General features: G+C 68.5%; 18 protein-coding genes. 6 read left to right on the top strand and 12 right to left on the bottom strand.

Going from position 1 to position 23,445, the window contains the following annotated elements:
* Position 1 precedes the first annotated feature (1 nt).
* The 3 genes from CTZ28_RS22715 to CTZ28_RS22705 all read right to left on the bottom strand — a co-directional run bounded on the left by CTZ28_RS22715 (position 2) and on the right by CTZ28_RS22705 (position 4,030).
* Positions 2 to 1,273, bottom strand: coding sequence for an ABC transporter substrate-binding protein (locus CTZ28_RS22715; RefSeq protein WP_121891501.1), 1,272 nt, complete (start codon positions 1,271 to 1,273; stop codon positions 2 to 4).
* Positions 1,274 to 1,385: 112 nt separating this feature from the next.
* Positions 1,386 to 2,984, bottom strand: coding sequence for an FAD-dependent oxidoreductase (locus CTZ28_RS22710; RefSeq protein WP_183154531.1), 1,599 nt, complete (start codon positions 2,982 to 2,984; stop codon positions 1,386 to 1,388).
* Complete coding sequence (locus CTZ28_RS22705; protein WP_121891500.1) at positions 2,981 to 4,030, bottom strand: LacI family DNA-binding transcriptional regulator; 1,050 nt, start codon at positions 4,028 to 4,030, stop codon at positions 2,981 to 2,983. Before CTZ28_RS22705 ends, CTZ28_RS22710 begins: the two co-directional genes overlap by 4 nt.
* A gap of 176 nt (positions 4,031 to 4,206) precedes the next feature.
* On the opposite strand from CTZ28_RS22705, the gene CTZ28_RS22700 reads away from it, so the two are divergent.
* Positions 4,207 to 6,549, top strand: coding sequence for a hypothetical protein (locus tag CTZ28_RS22700; protein WP_121891499.1), 2,343 nt, complete (start codon positions 4,207 to 4,209; stop codon positions 6,547 to 6,549).
* 53 nt (positions 6,550 to 6,602) lie between these two features.
* Complete coding sequence (locus tag CTZ28_RS22695) at positions 6,603 to 8,240, top strand: glycoside hydrolase family 13 protein (RefSeq protein ID WP_183154530.1); 1,638 nt, start codon at positions 6,603 to 6,605, stop codon at positions 8,238 to 8,240.
* 121 nt (positions 8,241 to 8,361) lie between these two features.
* Here CTZ28_RS22695 and CTZ28_RS22690 read toward each other — a convergent pair whose 3' ends face one another.
* The 9 genes from CTZ28_RS22690 to CTZ28_RS22650 form a co-directional block, all read right to left on the bottom strand.
* Positions 8,362 to 8,838, bottom strand: a complete 477-nt coding sequence (locus CTZ28_RS22690; RefSeq protein ID WP_121891497.1) for a hypothetical protein — start codon at positions 8,836 to 8,838, stop codon at positions 8,362 to 8,364.
* 357 nt (positions 8,839 to 9,195) lie between these two features.
* Entirely contained in the window at positions 9,196 to 11,547 is a 2,352-nt protein-coding gene (locus CTZ28_RS22685) for a TIM-barrel domain-containing protein (protein ID WP_183154529.1), read from the bottom strand.
* 108 nt (positions 11,548 to 11,655) lie between these two features.
* Entirely contained in the window at positions 11,656 to 12,471 is an 816-nt protein-coding gene (locus tag CTZ28_RS22680; protein WP_121891495.1) for a sugar phosphate isomerase/epimerase family protein, read from the bottom strand.
* The gene (locus CTZ28_RS22675; protein ID WP_183154528.1) at positions 12,468 to 13,508 is read right to left on the bottom strand and encodes a Gfo/Idh/MocA family protein; all 1,041 of its coding nucleotides are present in this window, start codon (positions 13,506 to 13,508) and stop codon (positions 12,468 to 12,470) included. The genes CTZ28_RS22680 and CTZ28_RS22675 overlap by 4 nt, the downstream gene beginning before the upstream one ends.
* Positions 13,505 to 14,581, bottom strand: coding sequence for a zinc-dependent alcohol dehydrogenase (locus CTZ28_RS22670; protein WP_121891493.1), 1,077 nt, complete (start codon positions 14,579 to 14,581; stop codon positions 13,505 to 13,507). The genes CTZ28_RS22675 and CTZ28_RS22670 overlap by 4 nt, the downstream gene beginning before the upstream one ends.
* Before the next feature lie 120 nt (positions 14,582 to 14,701).
* Positions 14,702 to 15,601 (bottom strand): carbohydrate ABC transporter permease, encoded by a 900-nt coding sequence (locus CTZ28_RS22665; RefSeq protein WP_259471747.1) that lies wholly within the window; start codon positions 15,599 to 15,601, stop codon positions 14,702 to 14,704.
* On the bottom strand, positions 15,598 to 16,221 hold the full coding sequence (locus tag CTZ28_RS22660) for a carbohydrate ABC transporter permease (RefSeq protein ID WP_259471746.1): 624 nt from the start codon (positions 16,219 to 16,221) through the stop codon (positions 15,598 to 15,600). Before CTZ28_RS22660 ends, CTZ28_RS22665 begins: the two co-directional genes overlap by 4 nt.
* Positions 16,222 to 16,541: 320 nt before the next feature.
* Entirely contained in the window at positions 16,542 to 17,903 is a 1,362-nt protein-coding gene (locus CTZ28_RS22655) for an ABC transporter substrate-binding protein (protein ID WP_183154527.1), read from the bottom strand.
* A 49-nt stretch (positions 17,904 to 17,952) separates the two neighbouring features.
* Positions 17,953 to 19,662: a dihydroxy-acid dehydratase gene (locus CTZ28_RS22650; RefSeq protein ID WP_121891492.1), complete on the bottom strand. Its 1,710-nt coding sequence runs from the start codon at positions 19,660 to 19,662 to the stop codon at positions 17,953 to 17,955.
* A gap of 246 nt (positions 19,663 to 19,908) precedes the next feature.
* Here CTZ28_RS22650 and CTZ28_RS22645 point away from each other — a divergent pair, with 246 nt between their 5' ends.
* The 4 genes from CTZ28_RS22645 to CTZ28_RS22630 are packed head-to-tail and all read left to right on the top strand — an operon-like array spanning position 19,909 to position 23,374.
* Positions 19,909 to 20,697, top strand: a complete 789-nt coding sequence (locus CTZ28_RS22645) for an IclR family transcriptional regulator (RefSeq protein WP_259471745.1) — start codon at positions 19,909 to 19,911, stop codon at positions 20,695 to 20,697.
* A gap of 43 nt (positions 20,698 to 20,740) precedes the next feature.
* Positions 20,741 to 21,601 (top strand): fumarylacetoacetate hydrolase family protein, encoded by an 861-nt coding sequence (locus CTZ28_RS22640; protein WP_121891490.1) that lies wholly within the window; start codon positions 20,741 to 20,743, stop codon positions 21,599 to 21,601.
* Positions 21,598 to 22,623, top strand: coding sequence for a zinc-dependent alcohol dehydrogenase (locus tag CTZ28_RS22635; protein WP_121891489.1), 1,026 nt, complete (start codon positions 21,598 to 21,600; stop codon positions 22,621 to 22,623). Before CTZ28_RS22640 ends, CTZ28_RS22635 begins: the two co-directional genes overlap by 4 nt.
* 10 nt (positions 22,624 to 22,633) lie before the next feature.
* Entirely contained in the window at positions 22,634 to 23,374 is a 741-nt protein-coding gene (locus CTZ28_RS22630; protein WP_121891488.1) for an SDR family NAD(P)-dependent oxidoreductase, read from the top strand.
* Positions 23,375 to 23,445 lie beyond the last annotated feature (71 nt).

Genomic DNA, 23,445 nt, shown 5'->3' with positions numbered 1-23,445 from the left:
GTCACTTGGCCAGGATCGGATCGATCGCGGTGCAGACCGACTTCAGCACGGCGGGGATGTCGGCGTCGGCCTTCCACATCGCGTCCAGGGCGGTCTTGCCCTTCTGGGCGATCTCCGCCGGACTGGTGTGGTTGGGCAGGGTGACGGCGTTCGGGAGCTGGTCGACCACGGCTTCCTGAAGCTGCGTGGCGGTCAGCACCGTGTTGTTCGCGGCGAGCTTCTCGCCGGTGAGCAGAGACTTGCGCGGCGGCGGGAAGAACTGCGCCAGCTTCGCCGAGTTCGTCGGATTCGTCAGGTAGGCGAGGAAGTTGGTGGCCTGGGTCTTGTGCTTGCCCGCCGCCAGGACGCCCACGCCGGCCTGACCGATGACGGAGTACTTGCCGGCCGGTCCGGGCGGCAGGGGAGTCAGGGCGTACTTGAACTTGTCGGTGAGCAGTGAGGACCGGGAGACCTGGGCCACGGTGAAGGCGGCGTCACCGGCGAAGAAGTCGGCCGTCGTGCCGGGTCCCGGCATGGCCTGGGTCTTGAACGCGGCGTCGTGCAGGAAGGTGAACGCCTTCTGCATCTCGGGGCCGTCGAAGGTGCAGGTCTTGCCGTCCTGGCTCCATGCGGCGGCGCCGAATCCGGTCCATACGGTGGCCAGCATGTTCCACGACTTGTAGTCGAAGTCCCGAACGACGAACCCGGCCTTTCCGGTGGCCGAGTGGACGGCCGCGCCGGCGGCGGCGACCTGGTCCCAGGTCATGTTCTTGGGGTCGATCCTCTGCCCGGCCTTCGCCAGCAGGTCGGTGTTCACGTACAGCGCGAAGGGGGAGGTCGAGAACGGGTAGGCGTACAGCGTGCCGTCCTGGCTGAACTCCTTGGTCGCGCTGGCCTCCAGGTCGTCGTACTGCCAGCCGTCGGTCGCCTTCAGGTGGTCGGTCAGGCCGACCAGCGCGTCGGAGGCGATCAGGTCCTTGGACAGGTCGCCCATCCAGGCCAGGTCGGGGGCGTTGCCGCCGGCGATCTGGGTGGTGAGGGTGGTGTTGTAGTCCTCGAAGGGCAGGCTCTCGAAGGTGATCGAGGAAACCTCGGGGTTCTTCGCGCGGTACGCGGCGGCGATCGAGTCGAACAGCTCGAGCTGGTCCTGGTTCGAGGTCCAGACCGTCATCCGCAGCTTGACGTTCGTGGCGTCCGTCGTCCCGGATCCGTCGCCGGACGCGCCGCAGGCGGCCGTCAGCGCCAGCGCCGTCGTCAGCGCGACCGCGCCGGCCAACTTTCTCGCTCTGCTCATGGTGGTGGGTCCTTCGTGCTCTCGGCGCGTGCCGCGCCTCGGGGGTTGGGGCTTCACGGGGCTGGGGGCACCTCCCGGCCGGAGGCTGGGGGAGGGAGTTTGACGACAGGGCCTAGTAGCCGGCGATCTGCGGCCAGTGGAGTTCGATCCCAGCCGCGGTCAACCTGTTCTGGAGGCGGTCGACGAGGTGGTCGTCGGTGGCGACCTGCCGAGGGCTCAGACCGAGGTCGAGGCAGTACGCCACGAGCTCCCCCGCCGACTCACCGACGTTCCACTCGACCGGGTGCAGCCGGTAGGCGCCGTTGGTGATGTGAGTGGTGCCGATGTTCTTGGCGGCCGGCACCAGGTTCTGGGTGGCCACCGGGACGAGTGCGCCGAGCGGTATCTCGAACGGCGCGCACTCGACGTCGATGTAGTTGTCGCCGCCGGTGGAGGGATGCAGGTCGATGCGGTACATCCCCACCCCGACCGAGCCGGCGAACCGGGCCGGTGAGGCATCCCCGCGGGCCTTGACGGAGATGTCCTGCTCACGGACGGTGGTGAGCGCCCTGATCCGCCGGGACTCGCGGATGTACGGCGCCTGCGCGAACCCGTCGGCGGTGCCGACCAGGTCACCGCGCAGCCGCAGTCCTGGCCAGCCGCGGCCGCCGTCCGGGCGGGGTGCCTCGGTCTGCAGCCAGTACACGTAGGCGCGGGACTGCGCCTTCGCGGCGTCCAGGTGCAGCTGCCGGTCGTCGGTGTCGATGATCGTGCCGCTGACGTAGTCGAGTTGGGGCCAGTTGGCCAGCACGATGTCGCTGTCGTAGAAGCCGTCGGCGAAGTTCTGCCGGGCGGCGATCCGCCGGAACTGCCACAGGTCCTGGTCGCCGGCGTCGAAGCGGGGGTCCCCGGTGGCCTCACCCGCCGGGTTGACGTTCATGGTCCGCTCCTCCGGCACGAGGGTGCGGGGGTTCGGCGCGGTGAAGGACAGCATCGGCGCGCCCCAGAAGGGCAGTTCGAAGGAGCGCCAGTAGTCGTAGTCGTCCGGCCGGGCGATGGTGTGGTCGCCGGTGACGTGGTCGAAGACGAAGCACCATGCGATCGACTGCACGTTGCCCGGGTCGGCGACCTCGGGAGCGCTCGGTTCGCCGGTGTCCGACTGCCCCTCGGCGCCGACGACGTACTCGGTCCCGGTCAGCGGCAGCAGGTCGCCGGTCTCGGTGCCGTCCAGGACGTACTCGGCGCTGATCACGGTCTCGGCTCCGGTCCGCGGATCGGCGACGGTGACGGTGCGGACCGTCGCGTCGCTCACCTCGGCGGCGACGGGCACGGCGGGTTGCAGGACGGTGAGCCGCCCGGTCGACCGGTACGGCGCGAGCAGGGCGCTGATCACCGCGTGGGCCACGCGCGGTTCGTGGCACAGTCTGCTCACCCGGCCACGGCCCGGGTTGAGTTCCCGGTCGGCGCGAGCGGCGGCCGTCAGCGGATAGTGCTCGCGGTAGTAGCGGCGGATGTCCTCCCGCAGGGCGCGGTAGCGGGCGGTGACGCCGAACTGTTCCACCCAGATGTGCTCATCGGGCGGAACGGCCTGTGAGGTGAGCTGCCCGCCGAGCCAGGCGTACTCCTCGGTCATCACCACGCGGCGGCCACGCTCCAGCAGTGCCAGCGCCGCGGCGACGGAACCGAGTCCACCGCCGATGATCGCCACCTCGGTCGTGATCCGGTCGGTCATGAGGGCGTGTCCGTCCGCGCGACGATCGTCTCTCCCGGCTCGACTTCGGCGACCAGCAGCCGCTCCTTCTCCAGACCGGCCCACTCCTGCGGCTCCGTGGTGATCAGGACCTGGAGGAGATCGAGAGCCTCCGCCGCCAGCCGCTGTCTGGGGACATGGAAGCCGGCCAGGGGCCGGCCCTCCACGCGATGACCGCGCACCTCGCCGAGGGCGGCGAGCGAGATCTCCTCCGGTACGAGGGCCCCGGCGCCGGACAGCGCGTGCGCCACGTCCTCGGCGAGGAAGGCGTCCTCCGCGATGATCAATGTGGCTTCGGTCGCCCGCGCCAGGCGGGGCAGGTCGGCGATCCTCTCCTCACCGACCAGCAGGAACGCCAGCCTGCCCGCCGCCGAAGCGGCCTCGACGGCGTCCCGCCGGTCCCGCGCGGTCGGCGTGTCACGGCCTCGGTGGACGTACAGCGCCTGCTGGTGCCCGCCCGCCGCGGCCTGGTCGATCAGCGCGGTGGTCGGGGTGGTGTAGTCGATGGCCACGTACGGCACTGCGGCGGCGGTCTCGTCCCGGCGGCCGATGGCGACGAACGGGAACTGCTCGGCGACCAGCCGTTCCAGCTCGGACGCGACCATCTGCTGACCGAGGAGGAGACAGCCGTCGGTCAGTCGGAGCCGGGTCTTGCGGTGGAAGAGGCTGCGTGTGCCGTTCTCGACCGGCGAGGACGTGAAGAACAGCAGGTCACAGCCGATCTGCTCGGCGGCTCTCTCGATCCCGTTCAACAGCGGACCGTAGAAGTCCATGCTCTCCGGGGACAACGCGGCCTCGTACGTGAAGACACCGATGATCTGGTTGTCCAGACCGGCGAGCCTGCGGGCCGCGGGGTCCGCGACGTAGGCAAGCTGCTCCATGGCCTGCTTGACCCGCGCCCGGGTCGCCTCCGGAACCCGCACATTCGAGCCGTCGCGGTCGTTCAGCACCACCGACACCGTGGTCTGACTGACGCCCGCCAGCTCCGCGATCTCGCGTTGCGTGACACGGCGAGGTCTCGGCGACATCGCTCCTCCATCTTGATAATGCCTATCTTCATAAACTGGCGACGACCGTAATGCACGACGTATCACCTAGGCAAGGGCATGTTGACATCAAAGTATCGGGCTGGAAACGTTTCATTCACGAAGCTGAAGATAGGCATTATCAGCGTGCGCCGCCGAGCGCCGGACAGGAGCAGCCGATGACGTCCGAAGCCTTCTCCCGACCCACCGTCAATCGCCGGGCCTTCCTCGGCGCGGCCCTCGCCGCCGGCGTCGTCCTCGTCGCCGAGTCGACCCCGATCACCGCGTACGCCGCGGCCGGCGACGTCACCCTGACCGCCGGCGGCATCAGTCTGCTGGCCAGTGCGGGCGGCAGGCTCGCCATCCGTGACGGCGCGGGCGTCACCCGGTCGGCCGGGTCGAAGTTCCAGGTCAAGGACAGTGTCACCGGCATCCACGTGTCCACCGGCGGCACCCCGACCCTGAGCGCGCTCCCGGACGGCACGCCGGCGATCCGGATGGACTACACCTTCGACACCGCCGCAGGATCGACCGTCGTCACCGGCTGGTTCAGCGTCACCACCTCCCACGCCGCGCTGGAGTGGCACGTCACCGGGGCGGACACACTGCTCCCGGACGGCTTCCTGTTCAGCCGGGCGATCCAGGCGCCGACCGCGCCCGACGCATACGTCCCGATCACCGAATGGGTCCGCGACCCGGGCGGCGGCATCCCGTACGAGGACACCCTCGGCGTCGCCCACACCTCCACCTGGGGAACCGCGCTGCACGGCCTGTTCCTGCTGGACCGCTCCCGCCAGGCATGGACGAATACGACCTGGGTGCACGCGCCGGGCGTGGCCGACCCGGACGGTGGCTGGACCAGCCGGGCCGACTTCTTCTTCTCCGAGACCCGCCCGTCCGCCACCGCCACCATCGGCCGGGGCCGCGAACTCGGCCTCGAACTCACCACGAACCGCGACTTCAACCTGTACGAGTCGGCCGGCGAGCAGATGGAGCTCACCGCCCTGGTCGCCAACGGCGGCACGGCGGCCAAGTCCGTCGACCTGGAACTGTGGGTGCGCGCCTTCGACGGCACCCTGCTGGCCGCCACGACCGTGACCGGCAGCGTCGCCGCGGCCGGCACCCGGCAGCACACCTTCACCCTGACCGCGCCCGCCGACGGCATCGCGCTGGCCGAGGTGGTCGTCAGATCGGGCGACGACGAGGCGTTCGCCCGTACCAACCTCGCGGTGCTGCCGTCGTACGACTACCAGGCCGGTGCGGACAGCATGTTCGGCATCGCCAACTACCCCTGGCTGCAACGGCCGAGCGCCGACGCCCTGCTGGACCTGTGGCAGAAGGTGGGCATCAGCCTGGTCCGGATCGCCTACGACGGCGGTCCCGGGCTGCCGCCCGCCGCGTTCGACGCCCGCGGCATGCGGCACAACATCGAGCTCCAGCCGTTGCTGGAGGCCACCGACGCCGATGCGGCCACCTGGGCGGCGGACAAACTGGCGGTGGCGGCCGCCGCGGGCGCCGGCTACTTCGAGGTCGGCAACGAGCTGAACAGACCGTTCAACACCGGAGACGCCGCGCAGGCGTACCTGGACAAGGCGCTGCGTCCGGTCTTCGACCGGCGAACGGCCACCGGAAACGTCATCAAGCTGATGAACAACGGGCTGGCCGGTATGGACAAGCCGTGGGTGGAGAACTTCGTCGCGGCGGGCGGCTGGGACCTGATCGACGCCTTCGCCTACCACCCGGGACGCGGCAACTTCACCCCGGACTACATACCGCCGGGCGACGACTGGAACACCGGCTCCGACGGCACCTACTGGAATTTCTACGGCGGCCTGCGCCGGCTCAAGGCACTGATGGCCGAGCACGGCGAGAAGGAGATCTGGCTGACCGAGGCGTACGCGCCGACCAAGCCCAACAGCTGGTGGCACGACACCTACCGGCACGCCGCGGAGAACGTCCTGCTCACCCTCGCACTGGCCAAGGCCGAGGGGGTCCGGTGCGTGTGCTGGTACCAGTTCCACGACAGCGTGCTCGGCATGCCGCAGGTCGCCGACCCGGACAACGTCGAGTACCACTACGGCCTCATGAACCGCGACCTCAGCCCCAAGCCGTCGCTCCTCGCGTACGCGACCGCCGCCCGCACCCTCGACCAGGCCACCTTCCAGGGCTGGCTGACCTTCACCGACCCGCAGACGTTCGGCCTGTGGTTCGACACACCCGCCGGCCCCGCCGTCGTGCTGTGGAACCGGGCCGACGGCTACCTGCTCAACACCACCGGACAACGCACCGACTGGCATTTCCCCGCCCCCGAGGTGTGGATCGACCCCTGGCCGACCAAGACCCCGCTCGTGGTCGCCGCCACCACCGCCGTACAGCAGGTGGACGCGATCGGACAGGTCACCCAGATCCCGGTCACCGACGACGGTGTGACGCTGACGCTCGACGGCGCGCCACGGATCTACTACGGCCTCACACCGAGCACGGACAGCCAAGGCCGGCACACCCTGCCGACGCCCGCCTGAGACACGCCGACAGGACTGAGTCCGACGTGAACCGACCAAGGAGCAACAGCACCGTGCCCACCACCACCGCCACCACTCCGTGGTGGCGCAGCGCCGTCATCTACCAGGTCTACATCCGCAGCTTCGCCGACGGGAACGGCGACGGCGTCGGCGACATCGCCGGCATCCGTTCCCGGCTGCCGTACCTCAAGTCGCTGGGTGTGGACGCGCTCTGGATCAACCCCTGGTACAAGTCCCCGCAGGCGGACCACGGTTACGACGTGGCCGACTACCGCGAGATTGACCCGCTGTTCGGCACGGTCACCCAGGCCGAGCTGCTCATCGAGGAGGCGCACGCGCACGGGATCCGCATCGTCCCCGACCTCGTACCCAACCACTCCTCCGACCAACACCCTTGGTTCCAGGCCGCGTTGGCCGCCGGGCCCGGCAGCCCGGAACGCGAGCGGTACACCTTCCGCCCCGGCCGCGGCCCCGACGGCGCCCTGCCGCCCAACGACTGGGACTCCCGCTTCGGCGGCCCGGCCTGGACCCGGGTGGACGACGGCGAGTGGTACCTCCACCTCTTCACCCCCCAGCAGCCGGACCTCAACTGGCAGCACCCGGACGTGCACGCGGAGTTCGAGTCCGTCCTGCGATTCTGGTTCGACCGAGGCGTGGACGGCTTCCGCATCGACGTCGCCCACGGACTCGTCAAGGATCCGGAGCTGCCGGACCTGACCGGCCGTGATGGCGGCGTGCATCCCTTCTGGGACCGCGACGAGGTCCACGACATCTACCGCGCCTGGCGCAAACTGGCCGACGAGTACCCCGGCGACCGCGCCTTCGTCGCCGAGGCATGGACGGACACCCCCGAACGCCTCGCCGCCCACCTCCGCCCCGACGGCCTGCACACCGCCTTCAACTTCGACTACCTCATGACCGACTGGAACGCGAAGGACCTGCGCGCCGTCATCGACGGCACCCTCGCGACGCTCGGCACGGTCGGCGCCCCCGCCACCTGGGTCATGTCCAACCACCACGTCATGCGCCACGCCAGCCGCTACGGCCGTAAGCCCGCCAAGAAGTGGGTGGCCAACGAGTCCTACATCCCCGCCGGCTCCGCCGACCTCGCCCTCGGCACCCGCCGCGCCCGCGCGGCCTCCCTCCTCACCCTCGCCCTCCCCGGCGGCACCTACATCTACCAGGGCGAGGAACTCGGCCTGCCCGAGGTCGAGGACCTGCCCGAATCCGTCCTCCAGGACCCCGTCTGGGAACGCTCCGGCCACACCGACCGAGGCCGCGACGGCTGCCGGGTCCCGATCCCCTGGTCGGGGCAGACGGCACCGTACGGCTTCAGCACCGACGCGTCCGGGACCTTCGAGGTCGCCGCGCCCTGGCTGCCCCAGCCCGCCGACTGGGCACCGCGCACAGCGGAGTCTCAGACCGGCGACAAGACCTCGATGCTGGAGCTCTACCGCGCCGCCCTCCGGTTGCGCCACGAGCACCCCGCCCTCGGCGACGGCACCCTCACCTGGCTGGACGACACCCCCGCCCGAGTCCTCGCCTTCCGCCGCGACCCCGGCTTCGTCTGCGTGGTCAACCTCTCCGCCGAGCCTTACCAACTGCCCGAACACACCTCGGTCCTGCTGACCAGCTGTCCCATCGAGAACAGCCACCTGGCTCCGGACCAGGCGGCCTGGCTCGCGGCGTAGCGCGCCACACCCTCGGATCCCCAGGTCCTGTCTGCAACGAAGTCAGCTACGAGCAGATCGACCAGCTCGCGCACGTGCCGTGCTCGCGAAGTGCTTCGGGCTTCCTTCTGTGGGTCCCGCGTTACTGTCCCGCGCCGGGGTCAAGGAGTCGGCGGATGCGCTCGTATTCAGCGGCCATCTCCGGTGTGGCGAGGAAGTCGTCGAGGTCGGCGGAGACCTCGTGGTCGACGTCCTCGATGGAACGGATGGCGAGTTCGTAGAGCTCGCCGCGCCGGTTCTGCTCCAAGTAGCTGTGCCAGTGCGCCAACGCGCGGATGGCGGTGAGGACTCCGGGGTCCAGATCGTCATCGACCAGGATGCCCTCATAGATCGTCGCAAGCTCGTCGTGCAGCTCGGCGGCGCTGATCGTCAGGACGTTTGTGCAGGCGGTGGTCAGTGCCGCCCGGGCCTCCTCGGTGAGTTCGTCCTCGGCCGCACCGCGGAGCAGTTCCGGACGCACCAGACGAGTGACCGTCTCCTCTCCGAAGGCACGAACGTCACCCTCGGTGGCCGCGACGATCAACCGGAGAATGTCCGCCTCAAGTTCGCTGTAATTCACGCCCGCAGCTTACTGATCGTTTGAGAGTGCGGTGCGCAGTCGCCTCAAGCAGCCGGGTCCGGCTTTCGCGTGGCGTACCGGAGTATCCGCCGGTGGGCATCGACGCCACGGTCGAGGGACAGGAAGCCGATCCCAGCACCGGCAACAACAGCGCCAGGCACAGTACGAGTCTCATCTCTGCGCCGCCCCCGGTCGGCGTCCCGATGATCGACCCTCGAATCGCCTCGGCCGCCGCAGCCACCGCCCTCGTCGGAGGCGCAGTCACCCTCAACCGCCGCCGCACCGGACAGCGGGCCTCACGCGCAGAGGCTGAAAGCCGCCACCGGGTACGCCCCGAGGGTCCTCCTTCCTGTGTCATCAGCAGGCCGTCCAGGAGGTGTCGCCTGCGGGGACCCAGGGCCGGCCGTTGACGGTGATGGCGGAGACGGGGCCGGCGGCGGCGAGGACGCTGATCCGGGTCAGTGGCAGAGGCCCTTCAAGTACGACGTCGATGGTGCCGTCCACGGCCGTGATGGTGACGTCGGTTGATGCGTGAACTCCGTGGATGGTGGCGGTCGTCGTGCCCTGCGCGGGACGCCAGAGCTGGAGGACGACGTTGTCGAAATCCTCGGCGGGCGTGTGCCTGGCGTCCCAGGTCGGGACGATGCTGTTGGCGCGTACCAACAGGGGCAGGTCGCTGTGCAGGTCGTCGATGTGCTGAAGGAACGTGGGCCCGGTGTGTACGGCGTGCGACTCCCATTCGATCCATTCGCCGTGCGGGAGATAGGCGTTGAGACGTCCGTCCTCGTCGCGGACCGGAGCGACCAGCAGGTCTTCGCCCAGCCTGTAGTTGCCGTCGGCAATCCAGGCCGAGTGGTTGGTGGGTTCGTCGAAGACCGCAGGTCGCAGGAGAGGGGCGATGTCATGGACCGAGGTGACGGCCTGGGACCAGATGTAGGGCAGGAGCTGGTAGCGCAAGATGGCCATGGCCTTGACGGTGTCGAAGACGCGCTCGTCCCACTCCCACGGGATGCGGGAGGTGGTCCCGTGGAGCCGGGACAGCGGGGACAGGAACCCGAACTGCGCCCAGCGCATGAACAGTTCAGGTGTGGGCCGGCCGTCGAAGCCGCCGGTGTCGTGGCTCCAGAAGGAGTACCCGGACATGGCGTAGGAGAGTCCCGCACGCAGGGTGCTGGCCATGCCTTCCCACGTCGTGGCGGTGTCGCCTCCCCACTGGGCCGTGTGCCGCTGCCCGCCGAGATAGGAGGCGCGCGCCCACACGAGGCGATATCCGTGGACCTCCTCGGTGATGTCGGCGACAGCCTCGTTGTACAGCAACGGGTAGACGTTGTGCAGTTCCAGGCCGCCGGCGCCGTTGTGGGCTCGGATGTCAGGCGGTACTCCTTCACCGAAGTCCGTCTTGATGACGGCCACGCCGTCTTCGAGAAGCCTGCGCAGGCGTGCCTGGAACCATGCTGTGGCCTCGGGGTTGGTGAAGTCGACGATCGCGACGGGGGAGTGGTCGACGTCGTCGCCCCAGACCGCTCCGGTCCACGTCTGGCCGTGCTCGTCGGTGAGGAAGTAGCCGTGCTCCGCGCCGTGGCGGAACTGTTCGCTGTCGGTGCCGATGTACGGGTTGATCCACAGGCAGGTCCGGATGCCCGCATGCCGGAGCCTGGCCAGCATTCCACGGGGATCGGGGAAAGCCTCCCGGTCCCACTCCAGATCGGACCAGCATCCAAAGCGCATCCAGTACGGATCGATATGCACGACTTCGACGGGGAATTCGTGTTCGACAGCCTGCTCCAGCCAGGCTTCGACGCTGGCCTGGGTCTGCGGCAGGAACCCGGTGGACATCCACACCCCGAGAGCCCAGACCGGGGGCAGCACGGTGGGCGAGGTGAGCTCTTGGTAGCGCCGCAGGACATCGCGCGGCTGTGGTCCCGCGAGAATGTAGTAGTCCAGGACGTCGTCCTCGACGGCCAGGCCGAGGGATGACGCGCTTGCCTTGGCGAGGTCCATCGAGACCGGCAGGCCGCTGTTGACCAGCAGCCCGTACCCGGCGGTGGAGTAGACGAAGGGGACGGGCTTGTAGGAGCGTTCGCTTCCCACGCCGTAGGAGTCCATCGTCCACGAAACGGCCCGCTGCCCGCGCTTGTCGAACTCGGTGGAGGACTCTCCGAGACCGAAGTAGTGCTCGTCCGGGCGGCTGCGCAACATGTCCGCGTAGACACGGCCGTTGACGCCCTCGACGTATCCCAGGGGAATGCCGCGCGGTGAACCGGTCGCGTACGCGTCGTGCTGCTGCTGTTCCACCAGGAGTCGGCCAGAGCTGTCGAGGACGCGGATGTGGAACGGCTCGAAGGCGATCTCGGCACGGGCCGAGCCGGCGTCCACCACTGCCCCCGGGCCCGTGAGGCGCGCGTCGAGGGGCCACGGAGCCGAGGGAGGAGTGAGCAGCGGCCAACTGCCCTGGGAGCGGGTAGTGGTGTCCCAGTCGGCGCCGATCTTGACTTGGAGCACGCCGTCGCTGATCGCTGCGACGGTCACGGCGACGCTGTCCTGGCCTTCGACGAGGCGGATCCTGACCGCGGGTCCCTCGCACTCCACGACGGAGTGCAGCCGCGGGTGCACGCGGCGCGGATCGGGGCCGAGCCGCTCGTCGAGGCCGGGCAGATCCGCGACGAACCGGGGCTGTTGCGCTCCGGGGACGAACCAGTCTGAAGCCATGGCGGTGGGGTCCTGTTCATGGGGAGAGGGCGAAGGCATGGGGTGGCGACAGCAGCCCGACGGACACGACCGCAGCATCGACAGCGCGTCGTCGGCCGGCTCGGCGTGCTACGGCTCCGCGCGCCTGGCGCCGTTTCTGAGAAGCCGTGAAACATGGGGAAGAACGTGCTCGGGCGGGCCGCTGAGGCCGCACTCCATGGCGAGCCAGCCGTCGTAGCTGAGCTCTGCGAGCGTCGACAGGAACACGGGCCAGTCGAAGTGGCCGTGTCCCGGTTCGAGGCGGTCGGAGTCTCCGAGCTGGATGTGTGACAGGAAACGGGCCGCTGAACGCAGGGAGCGGGAGATGTCGCGTTCCTCGATCGACATGTGGAAGGTGTCGGCGACGACCGCAAGGGCAGGAGACGCGGCCGCTTCGACCACGGCGGCGGCTTCCGAGAGGGTGTTGACGGCGTAGTCCTCGTACCGGTTGAGCGGTTCGAGGCAGACGAGGACTCCCGCGGCCGCGGCGCGCTCGCTGAGAACGCCGAGTGTCTCGGCGGCTCGGAGGCGGGCCTCCTCCGCCGGCGGAAGAGGGCCGGAGGTGGGCAGGTGACGTGAGGCGATGCCGAAGGAGTGAGGCATCACCAGCGCCGGCACGCCCACCGAGCCCAACTGGTCGATCAGCAGACTCAGGTGGCGTACGGCGCGCCGGCGGTCGGCGGGTTCCAGTTCTCCGATGAACGGGCCCGAGGCCACGACGGCCGAGGAGATCTGCACGCCCCGCTGGACGGCACTTTCGATCCGCGCCAGTCGGTCCTCGTTGTCCCCGGTGACGGGCACGGCGATCTCGATCCCGTCGAAGCCGTAGCGCTGTGCGGCTTCGAAACGGTGCTGGAAGCAGTCGCCGGGAAGAGTGCCGTCCTGGGCGGCCAGGCGGAAGGTCATGGGATCGCCGCCTTCTGGACTGGTGCGTGGACCGTGCGGCGGACGGCTTCGGTGAGGGCGTCGGCGTCGCAGCCGTCGGCCAGCGTGGCCGAAGTGACGGCAACGCGTCCGCGGACCAGGTCGATCATGTCCGAAGCCTGGTGCAGGAAGAGGTCGCCCCAGCCCAGAGCGGAACCGGGACCCCACCACTGCTCCAGGAAGGCCCGGTTGGTCATCTCGTCGACCTTGACGAGGCCACCGAGGGCAGGAGCCCCGGCCAGGGACAGAGTGACCTCGTCGGGCCTCAGCGAGGTGAAGGACACGGTGCCCTGGGTGCCGAAGACCTCGAGGCGGAGATGGTTGTCGTAGCCGCGCGCGGTGCGCGACACGTCGAACACGCCGTGGATGCCGGAAGGCGTGTTCGTGGTCCACGTGGCACGGCAGGCGAAGTCCGGGGAAGAGGCCGAAGTGACGTGGGCGTCGCGGAAGTCGGGGATGAGGTGGGCGGCCAGATCCGCCAGATGCGTGCCGAGGTCGCCGAGGACTCCCGCTCCGGATCCGTCCATGCGCCAGCTGGGCTCGGGGACGTCGAGGGCCCACTGCTGGAGGTAGTGCGCCCGGACCTCTGTCACAGTGCCGAGCCGCCCGTCGGCGATCAGCATACGTGCGTACGCCGCCGCCGGGAGGTGCCGGTAGACGAAGCACACTCCGGTGGCCACCCGCCTGGCGTCGGCGAGCAGACGCGCACGGTCCTGTGGAGCGAACGCCAGGGGCTTCTCGCACATCAGGTGTTTGCCTGCGGCGAGCACGTACTCGGCCATCTCCTGGTGCCGCGTGTCCGGCGCGCAGACGTCGACGACGTGAACGGCCGGGTCGTCGACCAGGTCGTGCCAGTTGTCGTACCGGGGCAGCGGGCTGCTCTGCGCAGGCGGGCCGGGTCGGCCGCCGACCGCCACTACGTGTACGTCGCCGCCGTCGGGTGTCGCCCCCAGCAGCCGCCAGGCGCGCAGGTGGCTGCGTCCGATCCCGCCGGTTCCGATGACGCCCACGCCGATCATGAGCCGTCGGCTCCGCTGCCGTGCCGGTAGTCGAAGGCCGTCTTCAGGTGGTCGACCGGGGAAGCGGCCAGGTCGGCGTACACCTGGGCGGCATGGTCGAACGGGTGGTGCTGGACGGGCATGAAGTCCGTGCGCAGCCGCCCGGAGTAGAGCAGGTCCACGACGGTCCGCATCATCCGGGGCCGGTCCCAGGCCGGGTAGGAGCGGTGCGGGCAGTCCCAGACACCCATGCTGGACCGCATGGTGATGCGGTTGTGGTGCCATTCCTCGCCCAGACGCAGCGGGGTGCCGCCGCCCTGGTAGAAGCCGAGAGCGACCACCTGTCCCGCCATGCCGGCGGCGGAGATCGCGCCTTGCAGACCGTGGTAGCTGCCGCTGGTCTCGATGGCCACGTCCGGCGAACGCCCCTTGAGGGCCTTGGCGATGCCGTATCCGACCAGGCCGTCGTTCTCGGCCGGGTCGAGGACGAGCCGGGCTCCTGCCTTCTCGGCCTCGGCCCGGCGCTCGGCGGAGGGCTCGACGGCGATCACCGTGGCGCCGCTCGTGACGGCGAGCTGGATGGTCATCAGACCGATCGCGCCGGCGCCATGGACCGTCACCACGTCCCCGACCTTGATCGCCGCATCGTGCACGCCCTGGAGGGCCACGGCGGCGAGGCTGGCGAACAGTCCGGGCTCGTGGGTGGGATGGTCGGGCAGCTTCACCATGGGATAGAACCCGAGGTAGTCGTCGGGACTGGTCACCGTCATGTCCTGGTGCGGCGTGCCGGTGTGCACGAGGTCGCCGACGGCGACCTCGGTGACGGCCGCACCCGTCTCGACGACCTCGCTGACGATCTCGTACCCCAGTGTCGCCGGGTAACCGGTCGCCTCGGGATCGGGGACGAACGTGCGCAGTTCAGGATCGAAGCGCTTCTTGTCCAGTGGAGCCGTACCGCGGTAGGTGTTCAGCTCGGTGCCGTGGCTGATGGCGCTGACGATGCTGCGCAGCCGTACGTCACGTTCGCCGAGTGGGGCGTCGGGCAGGTCTACGATCTCGACCTGGTAGGGGCCGGTGAGCCGGATCGCACGCACGTGGAGGGCCTTTCCATGCGGGTCCCGGCTGGGAGCGGGACGACGGGGGTGGTGAGGTGGGCTGGTTCGGTCCGGGATGCCGCCCGCGAGGTGCGAGCGGCGGTCAGACCGGAGAGTGGGTCATCCCTTGACTCCGCCCGAGGTGACCCCGCGGATGAAGTGACGCTGGAGTACGACGAACACCAGGAGGGCCGGCACGGTCATGATGATGGCCGCTGCCGACAGGCCCGAGTAGTCGGTCGTGTACTGGCCGATGAACAGGCCGAGGCCGGCGGGGACCGTCTGCACGGCCGGATCCTGGGCCAGGACGAGGGCGAGCAGGAACTCGTTCCAGCTCCAGATGAAGAACAGGACCATCATCGTGGTGATCGGCCCGCGCGCGTTGGGTACGAGGACTCGCCACAGGATGGTCCATGTGTTCGCACCGTCGATGCGGGCGGCCTCGAGCAACGCCCGTTCCGTCGCGAGGAAATGTGCTCGCATCCAGAACGCGCCGAAGCTGAGGAACAGGGCGGCCTCGGGGAGGATCAGCCCGGCGTAGGTGTTGGCCAGGCCGACCTCGCGCAGGTCGTAGTACAGGGGCACGATTGTCGCCTCGAAGGGCATCAGGAGCCCGATGAGGAAGAGGACGAACACCATGCCCCTGCCGGGGAAGCGCATGGTGCCGAGGGCGTATCCGGCCAGCAGCGAGACGAGGGTGCCGATGGTCACCACGAACAGCGTGACGATCGCGCTGTTCAGCATGAGCACGCTGAAGTTCGCCGCGTCCCATGCCCGCGGGAAGTTGCCGAAGTCGATGTCCGAGGGCCAGCGGATGCCGACGGCCAGCTGGCCCTGTGGTGCCACGGAGATCAGCAGGACGTTGACGAACGGCACCAGGCTGAACAGACAGAAGCCGATCAGGATGAGGTGGGTCAGGATCCCCGCGCCCCGCCCGGCCCGACGGCGCCCACGTTCGTGAGGGGCTCCAGCAGTGCGCTGGGGTGCCGGAGCCTGCTGTACGGGAGACATGGTGCTCATGACTCGGGGTCCTTGGAGAGCCGGTTGATGAGAGTGGTGACGACGATGATCAGAGCCGACAGGACCACCGCGAGTGCCGAGGCGAGGCCGACCTGCTGGTTGACGAAGGCGTTCTGGAAGATCGCGTAGCCGGGCACCGACGTCGAGGTGCCGGGCCCTCCCTGGGTCATCAGGTAGACCAGGTCGAAGCTGCGCAGCGACGCCACCACCGTGAGAGTCAGTGCGACGGCTAGTTCGCCGCGCAGCCCCGGCAGGGTGACGTGGCGGAACTCGTGCCAGGCGTTGCCGCCGTCGAGGCGCACCGCCTCGTACAGGGAAGGGTCGATCTTCTGCACCCCGGACAGGAACAATACGACGGACAGCCCGGTCAGCAGCCATGATCCGACGAACCCGATGGCGGGCAGCGCCCAGGTGAAGCTGCCCAGCCAGCCGGTGCCCTGGTCGAGGCCGAAGAACCCCAGGAACTGGTTGATGGTTCCCGACTGGGCGTACATCAGCTGCCATGCCACGGAGACCACGACGAGCGAGACCGCTTGGGGCAGGAACAGAACCGACCGGTAGAACGTCATGCCGCGTACTTCACGGCGTGCGAACAGAGCGGTGATCACCAGTCCGAGCACGATGGGGACGACGGCGTAGAAGACGACCAGGACCCCGCTGTGCCCGAAGAGCGACAGGAGCTGTGGATCGGTGACGATCTGCCGGTAGTTCTCGATCCCGTTGAAGACCGGGACGGTGATGCCGTCCCACTGGAAAAAGGAGAGGAAGACCGTGCGCAGCAGCGGGTACAGGACGAACAGGGCCGTGAGGACGAGGCCGGGCGCCAGGTACAGGTAGGCGACGCGGCGGGGTTCTCCCGGAGGCGCGTCCCCGCGGGCCGCACGCCTTTTCGGCGGCCCCTGCGCGGGCGTGCTCTCAAGCGAGTCGGTGGCGATGGTGCTCAGCTCCCCGTGTGGTACGAGGTCCAGTTGCTCTGCATCGACTTGGTGAGTTGTGAGGGCTGCTGCTTTCCGGCGAGCACCGCCTGGAGACCGGGGAAGTAGGTGTTGCCCATGGAGGGAGTGGAGTTGTCCAGGTAGGCGGTCAGGCCGTTGGACTTGGTCGCGGTGTACCAGGCGTCCAGCAGTTCCTGCGAGAGCTTGCCGGAGACGGTGGTACCGGTGGCGAAGGGCAGCCAGCCTCCGGCGATGTTGTTCTCGGAACTCTTCGGACCGTAGAGGTAGTTGAGCAGGAAGGCCGCGAGGTCGGCGTGCTTGGACTTGGAGGAGATGGTCCAGGCTTCCGAGAACCAGCCGTTGGCGGTGCTCTGCCCGCCGTTCTTGTCGGGCAGCAGCATGGTGCCGGCGTCCGCACCGAGTGCCTTCTCGAACTGCGGTCCCCTCCAGGATCCGGCGATCATGAAGGCTGCCTTGCCGTCGGCGAAGGCAGCGGAGGCGTCGTCGTCCTTGGTCCCGTTGACGCTGGAGGAGATGTATCCCTTCTCGACCCAGTCGCGCAGTGTCTGGAGTCCCTGCTGCACGGAGTTGCTGTCGATGGAGGACCCCTTCTTGCCCAGGGCCCAGTTGTTGAGGGAGTCGGCGGAGGCGAAGTGGTCGATGACGGTGTTGGCCGTCCAGCTGAGCGAGTACTGCTCCAGCCCGCCGAGGGCGAGCGCCTGTGCGCCCTTCTCCTTGACGGTCGCCATGGCGTCGACGAAGTCCTCGAAGGAGGTGGGGGCCTTCAGGCCGTAGGAGCTGAGCAGCTTCTTGTTGTAGTAGAGGGCGACCATGTTGCCGCCGATGGCCATCCCGTAGTGCTTGCCTTCGCCGAAGGTCTTGCCGTTCGGGGAGAGTTTGAGGCCGGCGCTGATGCCGGAGGGGTAGGCCGAGCCCCACTTGTAGTCGTTGTAGTAGGCGTCCATCGGGCGCACGAGGTTGCCGGACACCAGGCGCGGGGCCATCGCGGAGTTCGCCTGGGCGATGTCCGGCGCGGTGTCGGACGACATCGTCAGGGCGATGGTCTTGCCGTAGCTGGCGAAATCCTTCTGGGTGGCGTTGATCTTGATGTTGGGGTACTCGGCCTCGAACTGGGCGATGTTCTTCTTCAGCGAGTCGAGCTGACTTCCCGACAGATAGTCGGTGAGGTTCAGGGTCACGTCGCCTGCGGCTCTGACCTCCTTGTCGGTCATGGCCGAACCGGTCGCCGAGGCGCCGTTGCCGGAAGAACCGGTACCACCGGCGCAAGCGGACAGGACGAGGGCTCCGGTGGCGATCACCGAGCAGGCCATGAGCCGGCTACGTGTGCGGGTACGGTGGAGTGCCACGGTGTTTGCTCCTTTGGAAACAGTGCGGGCGGGGAAGGGCCGAAGGCGGTCAGTGAGACTCACGGGTGACGGCTGAACCACTCGATCCGTTGAGAAAGTCCAGGTCGGCGCCAGTGTCGGCCTGCTGGACGTGGTCCACATAGAGCCGTTCCCAGCCGCGGGTGGGGCTGGCGTAGGCATCGAGGCTGGCCTGGTTCGCGGTGCGCGCGGCCAGGACTTCGGCGGGGATGTCGATGGCGATGAGCCGTGCGGGGACGTCCAGGACGATCGGGTCCCCGTCGCGCACCAGGGCGAGCGGCCCGCCTGCGGCGGCTTCGGGGGCAACGTGCAGGACGACGGTTCCGTATGCCGTGCCGCTCATCCGTCCGTCGCAGACACGTACCACGTCGCGGACGCCTTGTTCGAGCAGCTTGCGCGGCAGGGGCATGTTCGACACCTCGGGCATGCCGGGGTATCCCTTGGGGCCGCAGCCGCGCAGGACCATCACGGAGTCGGCATCGATGTCGAGGTCCGGATCGTCGACACGGGCGTGAAAGTCCTCGATCGAGTCGAAGACGACGGCTCGTCCGCGGTGCCGCAGCAGGTGGGGTGAAGCCGCAGCCGGTTTGATGAGCGCTCCGTCGGGGGCCAGGTTGCCGCGCAGGACGGCGATGCCTCCCTCGGCGACCAGCGGCTCCGCGCGGGGACGGATAACCTCCTGGTCCCAGACGGTGTTTCCGGTGACATAGTCGACCAGGGGTTTCCCGGTGACGGTCACCGCGTCGGGGGCGAGGAGGTCCCGTACCTCGTTGAGTACCGCGAGCAGTCCTCCGGCGCGGTGGAGATCCTCCATGAGGAAGCGCCCGGCGGGCTGGAGGTCGACCAGGACCGGGACCCGGGAACCGATGCGGTCGAAGTCGTCCAGGGTCAGGTCGATGCCGAGCCGGCCCGCGATGGCGAGCAGATGGACCACGGCGTTGGTCGATCCGCCGATGGCGGCCAGGGCGACGATGGCATTGTGGAACGAGGCCTTGGTGAGAATGGTGCTGGGGCGGCGGTCGGCAGCGATCATGTCGACGGCGAGCCGCCCGGCCTCGTGTGCGGACTGGAGCAGCCTGCTGTCCGGGGCCGGTGTGCCGGCGACACCGGGAATGACGACCCCGAGAGCTTCCGCGACCAAGGCCATGGTCGATGCGGTGCCCATGGTGTTGCAGTGCCCGCGACTGCGGATCATCGAGGCCTCGGAGCGTGTGAAGTCCTCCGCTGAGAGCGTCCCGCCCCGGACCTCCTCCGACAGGCGCCAGACGTCGGTGCCGCATCCCAGGGGCCGGCCGCGGAAGGTGCCCGTGAGCATGGGGCCGCCGGGAACCACCAGGGCGGGCAGGTCCACGGAGGCGGCGGCCATGAGCAGTGACGGAATGGTCTTGTCGCAGCCTCCGAGCAGGACCGCCGCATCGATGGGATTGGCCCGCAGCATCTCCTCGGTGGCCATCGCCGCCATGTTGCGCCACAGCATCGCCGTGGGGCGCATCTGAGTCTCTCCCAGGGAGACCACAGGCAGTTCCAGTGGCGTCCCGCCGCGCTCGTGCACACCGTTCTTGACGGACCGAGCCGCCTCCCACAGATGGGAGTTGCAGGGCGTGAAGTCCGAGGCGGTGTTGGCGATCGCGATCTGGGGGCGCTCGAACGCGTCCTCGGGGCCACCGCGACGCATCCACGCCCGGTGGATGTAGGCGTTGCGGTCGTCCCCGCCGTACCACTGCCCACTGCGCAATCCCACGGCTCTTCACCGGCCTCATCGCTCACGATCAGGCATTCCAATTAATGGAATGATGATCTATTTCGTGGAACTTTCCGAGGAAGCTAGCACCGGCTTCCATGTCATGACAACACCCTTGCTAGGTGCAGTTTTCGCTGGTATCAAAGGGTTCTGCCACCTCAGGGGCTTGTCGATAAATTCCAATTACTGGAATTACGTTCGAAAGTATGGAGTGTTATGGCTGACGGTTCGACACCACCCGACAGCATGAACACAGCAGTCGGCTCCGATTCGGAGGCCGGGAAACTGGTCGGCTCAGACCGGGTGCTCGCGGTGCTCAAGGAGCTGGCCCGCTACCCCGACGGCGTCAGCCTGGTGGAGATGACGCGCGCCATGAACAGTCCCAAGCCGACGATCCACCGAGCCCTGACATCCCTGTGCAGGTCGGGACTGGCGGACCGGGACGCCCGCGGACACTACGTCTTGGGAGACGAGCTGCTGCGCATGGCGTTCGCCCACTACGACGCCCGCCCGGAGCATGTGCGTCTGCAGTCGGCACTGAAACAGCTCGCCGAGAAGTTCCAGGAGACCGCGCACTACGCCGTGCTCGACGGCAGAGAGGTCGTCTATCGCGCCAAGGTCGATCCGCACGGCGGTGCGGTACGGATGACCTCGGTGATCGGAGGGCGCAACCCGGCCCACTGCACCGCGATCGGCAAGGTTTTACTCTCGCGCCGCCTGCTCACACGCGAGGCCGTCGAGGCGTGGGTCGGCGGCGCTGCTCTGCAACGACGAACTCCGCAGACCATGTGCACCGCGGAGGAACTGCACCAAGCACTGGAGCAGACGCGCTGCCAGGGCTTCGGAATCGACGACCAGGAGAACGAGGTCGGCGTCAACTGCCTCGCCGTTCCAGTGTTCCTGAAGTCCCCGTCCGAGCCCACCGGCGCGGTCAGCATCAGTGCCCTGACCTACCGCAAGCCGATCGGTGCCCTGATCGCCTCCGTCGATGCCATCCGGGACGTGCTGGCCTCGTCGGCGACGGAGCGCGCATGACCGGCATCGTGACCCTCGACCCCGCACCCTTCCAGGAGGCTGCATGAAACTGATGCGCATAGGTGTCCCGGGCGCCGAACTGCCCGCCGCCTACCTCGATCCCCAGACATATGTCGACCTGAGCGATGTCGTAGTGGACTTCGACGAGGCGTTCTTCGCCGGCGGCGGACTTGACAGGATCAGGCCCATCGTGGAAGAGCGGATCGACTCCGGGCGGCTGGGGACATACGCCAACCAACGGATTGGTGCTCCCATTGCCAGGCCACATCAGATCCTCTGCATCGGGCTGAACTACAGCGACCACGCCGCCGAGACCGGACAGGAAGTTCCCAACGAGCCGATCCTGTTCAACAAAGCACCCAACACCCTGGTCGGGCCCGACGACGATGTCCGTCTGCCGAGGGCGGCTACCAAGCTGGACTGGGAAGTGGAGCTGGGTATCGTCATCGGCCGGCGGACCAGCTACCTCGACAGCGTTGACGAAGCTCGCGCCGCGATCGCCGGCTACGTACTGGTCAACGATGTCAGCGAACGGGCCTTCCAGATGGAACGCGGCGGTCAATGGGTCAAGGGCAAGTCCGCCGAGACCTTCAACCCCTGCGGGCCCTGGCTCGTCACACCCGACGAGATCGATGACGTCCTCGATCTGGGAATGTGGCTGGACGTCAACGGCGAACGCCGCCAGACCGGTTCCACCGCAACGATGATCTTCGATCCCTGCACCATCGTCCACCACCTGAGCCAGTTCCTGGTCATGGAACCCGGCGACCTCATCAACACCGGAACCCCGCCCGGCGTCGGCATGGGCCTCACCCCCCAGGCGTGGCTGAGGCCCGGAGACACCATGCACTTGGGCATCGACGGCCTGGGCAGCCAGCGGCAACGCGTCATCGAGGCCCGATGACCGCCTGCATGATGCGGGCCTACGTCCTGACCGGGCCCCGCGAGGGCGCGGTACGGGAAGTCCCTGTACCCGTCGCCGGGCCGGGCGAGGCCGTCATCGCCGTCGAACGTGTGGGTGTGTGCGGCACCGACGTGGAGTTCTACACCGGCGACATGGCCTACCTCCATCAAGGGCACGCCCGGTACCCGATGCGCCTCGGCCACGAATGGTGCGGGGTCGTCACGGCTACCGGCCCCGGAACCCCGACGGAATGGATCGGACAGCGGGTCACCGGCGACACCATGCTCGGTGACGGCACCTGCCGCCGCTGCCGCCGCGGCCACCAGCATGTGTGTGAGAACCGCCAGGAGATCGGCATCCGCGGCGGACGGGACGGCGCGCTGGCCGAGCAGATGGCCGTCCCGGTGAGGTTCCTGCACCGGCTGCCGGACGAGGTCGACGCGACTCTGGGCGCCCTCGTCGAACCTGGCGGCAACGCGTTCCGAGCCGCCCGTGCCACCGGGCCCGGAGACCGGGTCCTGGTCATCGGTCCGGGAACCATCGGGCTCCTCACGGCGATGTTCCTGCGCGCAGCCGGCGCCGAGGTCCACCTCCTCGGCCGCCAGCCGGCCTCACTCGACTTCCCCCGGACTCTCGGTTTCACCGACACCTGGACACAGGACACCCTTCCCGACCTCCCGTTCGACGCCGTTGTGGACGCCTCCAACGGCACGCGTATGCCCGCCCGAGCACTCGACCTCGTCGAACCCGCCGGCAGGGTCGTCTACGTGGGCCTGGCGGGAGAGCCCAGCACCATCGACACCCGCACCCTCGCCCTCAAGGACGTCACAGCAGTCGGAATCCTCTCGGCGTCACCCGGTCTTGCCGACACCATCACCGCATACGCCACCGGACTCATCGACCCGAGTCCGCTGGTCGCCGCGACCACCGGCCTCGAATCGGTCAGCCAGGTACTGGCAGGCACATTCACCGACCGTCGCACCAACGGCCCCAAGATCCAGATCGACCCCCGAATCAGTTGAGGAGACAGCCGTGGACGACTTCACAGGCCTTACCGCGATCATCACGGGGGGAAGCAGCGGAATCGGCGCAGCCACAGCCGCACTGCTCCAGGCCCGGGGTGCGCATGTCGCAGTCCTGGACCGGCAGCCACAACCCGCTGCGGACGGCATCCTCACACTGTCCTGCGACGTCACGGACGACGCCTCAGTCCTCGACGCCGTCCGGACAACGGTAGGGACCTTCGGAAGCCTCGACATCGTCGTGAACAACGCCGGTATCGGTTCCGTCGGTGATGTCAGCCAGAACGACGACGCGGAATGGGCGCATGTCCTCGACGTGAACCTCATCGGCGCCGCGCGTGTGTCCCGGGCGGCACTGCCTCATCTGCGCGACTCCGACCATCCCGCGATCGTCAACCTCTGCTCTGCCGTGGCCTTCGTCGGCGTGCGGCAGCGGGCCCTCTACAGCGCCTCCAAGGGCGGTGTCCTCGCCCTGACACTGGCCATGGCCGCCGACCATGCCGCCGAAGGCATCCGGGTCAACGCAGTCGCCCCGGGCACAGCAGACACCCCCTGGGTCGCACGGCTTCTCGACAACGCCGACAACCCCGCCACCGCGGCCCAGGCACTACGGGACCGACAGCCTCTCGGCAGACTCGTGACCGCGGACGAAGTCGCCATATCCATCGTATATCTCGCATCACCGGCAACAGCGGCCGCCACAGGGACGATCCTGCGCATGGACGGGGGTATGACGACGCTCCGTCTCTAACCCGCCGAGCCGCCCACCCCGCTGGAGGCGGAGAACGCGGCCCCGGTGCAACCCCGTTGGCGAACATCGCG

This window comes from Streptomyces shenzhenensis (genome assembly GCF_003688995.1).
GTDB classification, from domain to species: Bacteria; Actinomycetota; Actinomycetes; order Streptomycetales; family Streptomycetaceae; genus Streptomyces; species Streptomyces shenzhenensis_A.
This window is presented reverse-complemented; position numbering and strand designations above follow the sequence as displayed.

Coding starts and splice junctions, on each gene's coding strand:
- CTZ28_RS22715 (WP_121891501.1), bottom strand. CDS start 1,273: ATGAGCAGAGCGAGAAAGTTGGCCGGCGCGGTCGCGCTGACGACGGCG.
- CTZ28_RS22710 (WP_183154531.1), bottom strand. CDS start 2,984: ATGACCGACCGGATCACGACCGAGGTGGCGATCATCGGCGGTGGACTC.
- CTZ28_RS22705 (WP_121891500.1), bottom strand. CDS start 4,030: ATGTCGCCGAGACCTCGCCGTGTCACGCAACGCGAGATCGCGGAGCTG.
- CTZ28_RS22700 (WP_121891499.1), top strand. CDS start 4,207: ATGACGTCCGAAGCCTTCTCCCGACCCACCGTCAATCGCCGGGCCTTC.
- CTZ28_RS22685 (WP_183154529.1), bottom strand. CDS start 11,547: ATGGCTTCAGACTGGTTCGTCCCCGGAGCGCAACAGCCCCGGTTCGTC.
- CTZ28_RS22680 (WP_121891495.1), bottom strand. CDS start 12,471: ATGACCTTCCGCCTGGCCGCCCAGGACGGCACTCTTCCCGGCGACTGC.
- CTZ28_RS22675 (WP_183154528.1), bottom strand. CDS start 13,508: ATGATCGGCGTGGGCGTCATCGGAACCGGCGGGATCGGACGCAGCCAC.
- CTZ28_RS22665 (WP_259471747.1), bottom strand. CDS start 15,601: ATGAGCACCATGTCTCCCGTACAGCAGGCTCCGGCACCCCAGCGCACT.
- CTZ28_RS22645 (WP_259471745.1), top strand. CDS start 19,909: ATGAACACAGCAGTCGGCTCCGATTCGGAGGCCGGGAAACTGGTCGGC.
- CTZ28_RS22640 (WP_121891490.1), top strand. CDS start 20,741: ATGAAACTGATGCGCATAGGTGTCCCGGGCGCCGAACTGCCCGCCGCC.
- CTZ28_RS22635 (WP_121891489.1), top strand. CDS start 21,598: ATGACCGCCTGCATGATGCGGGCCTACGTCCTGACCGGGCCCCGCGAG.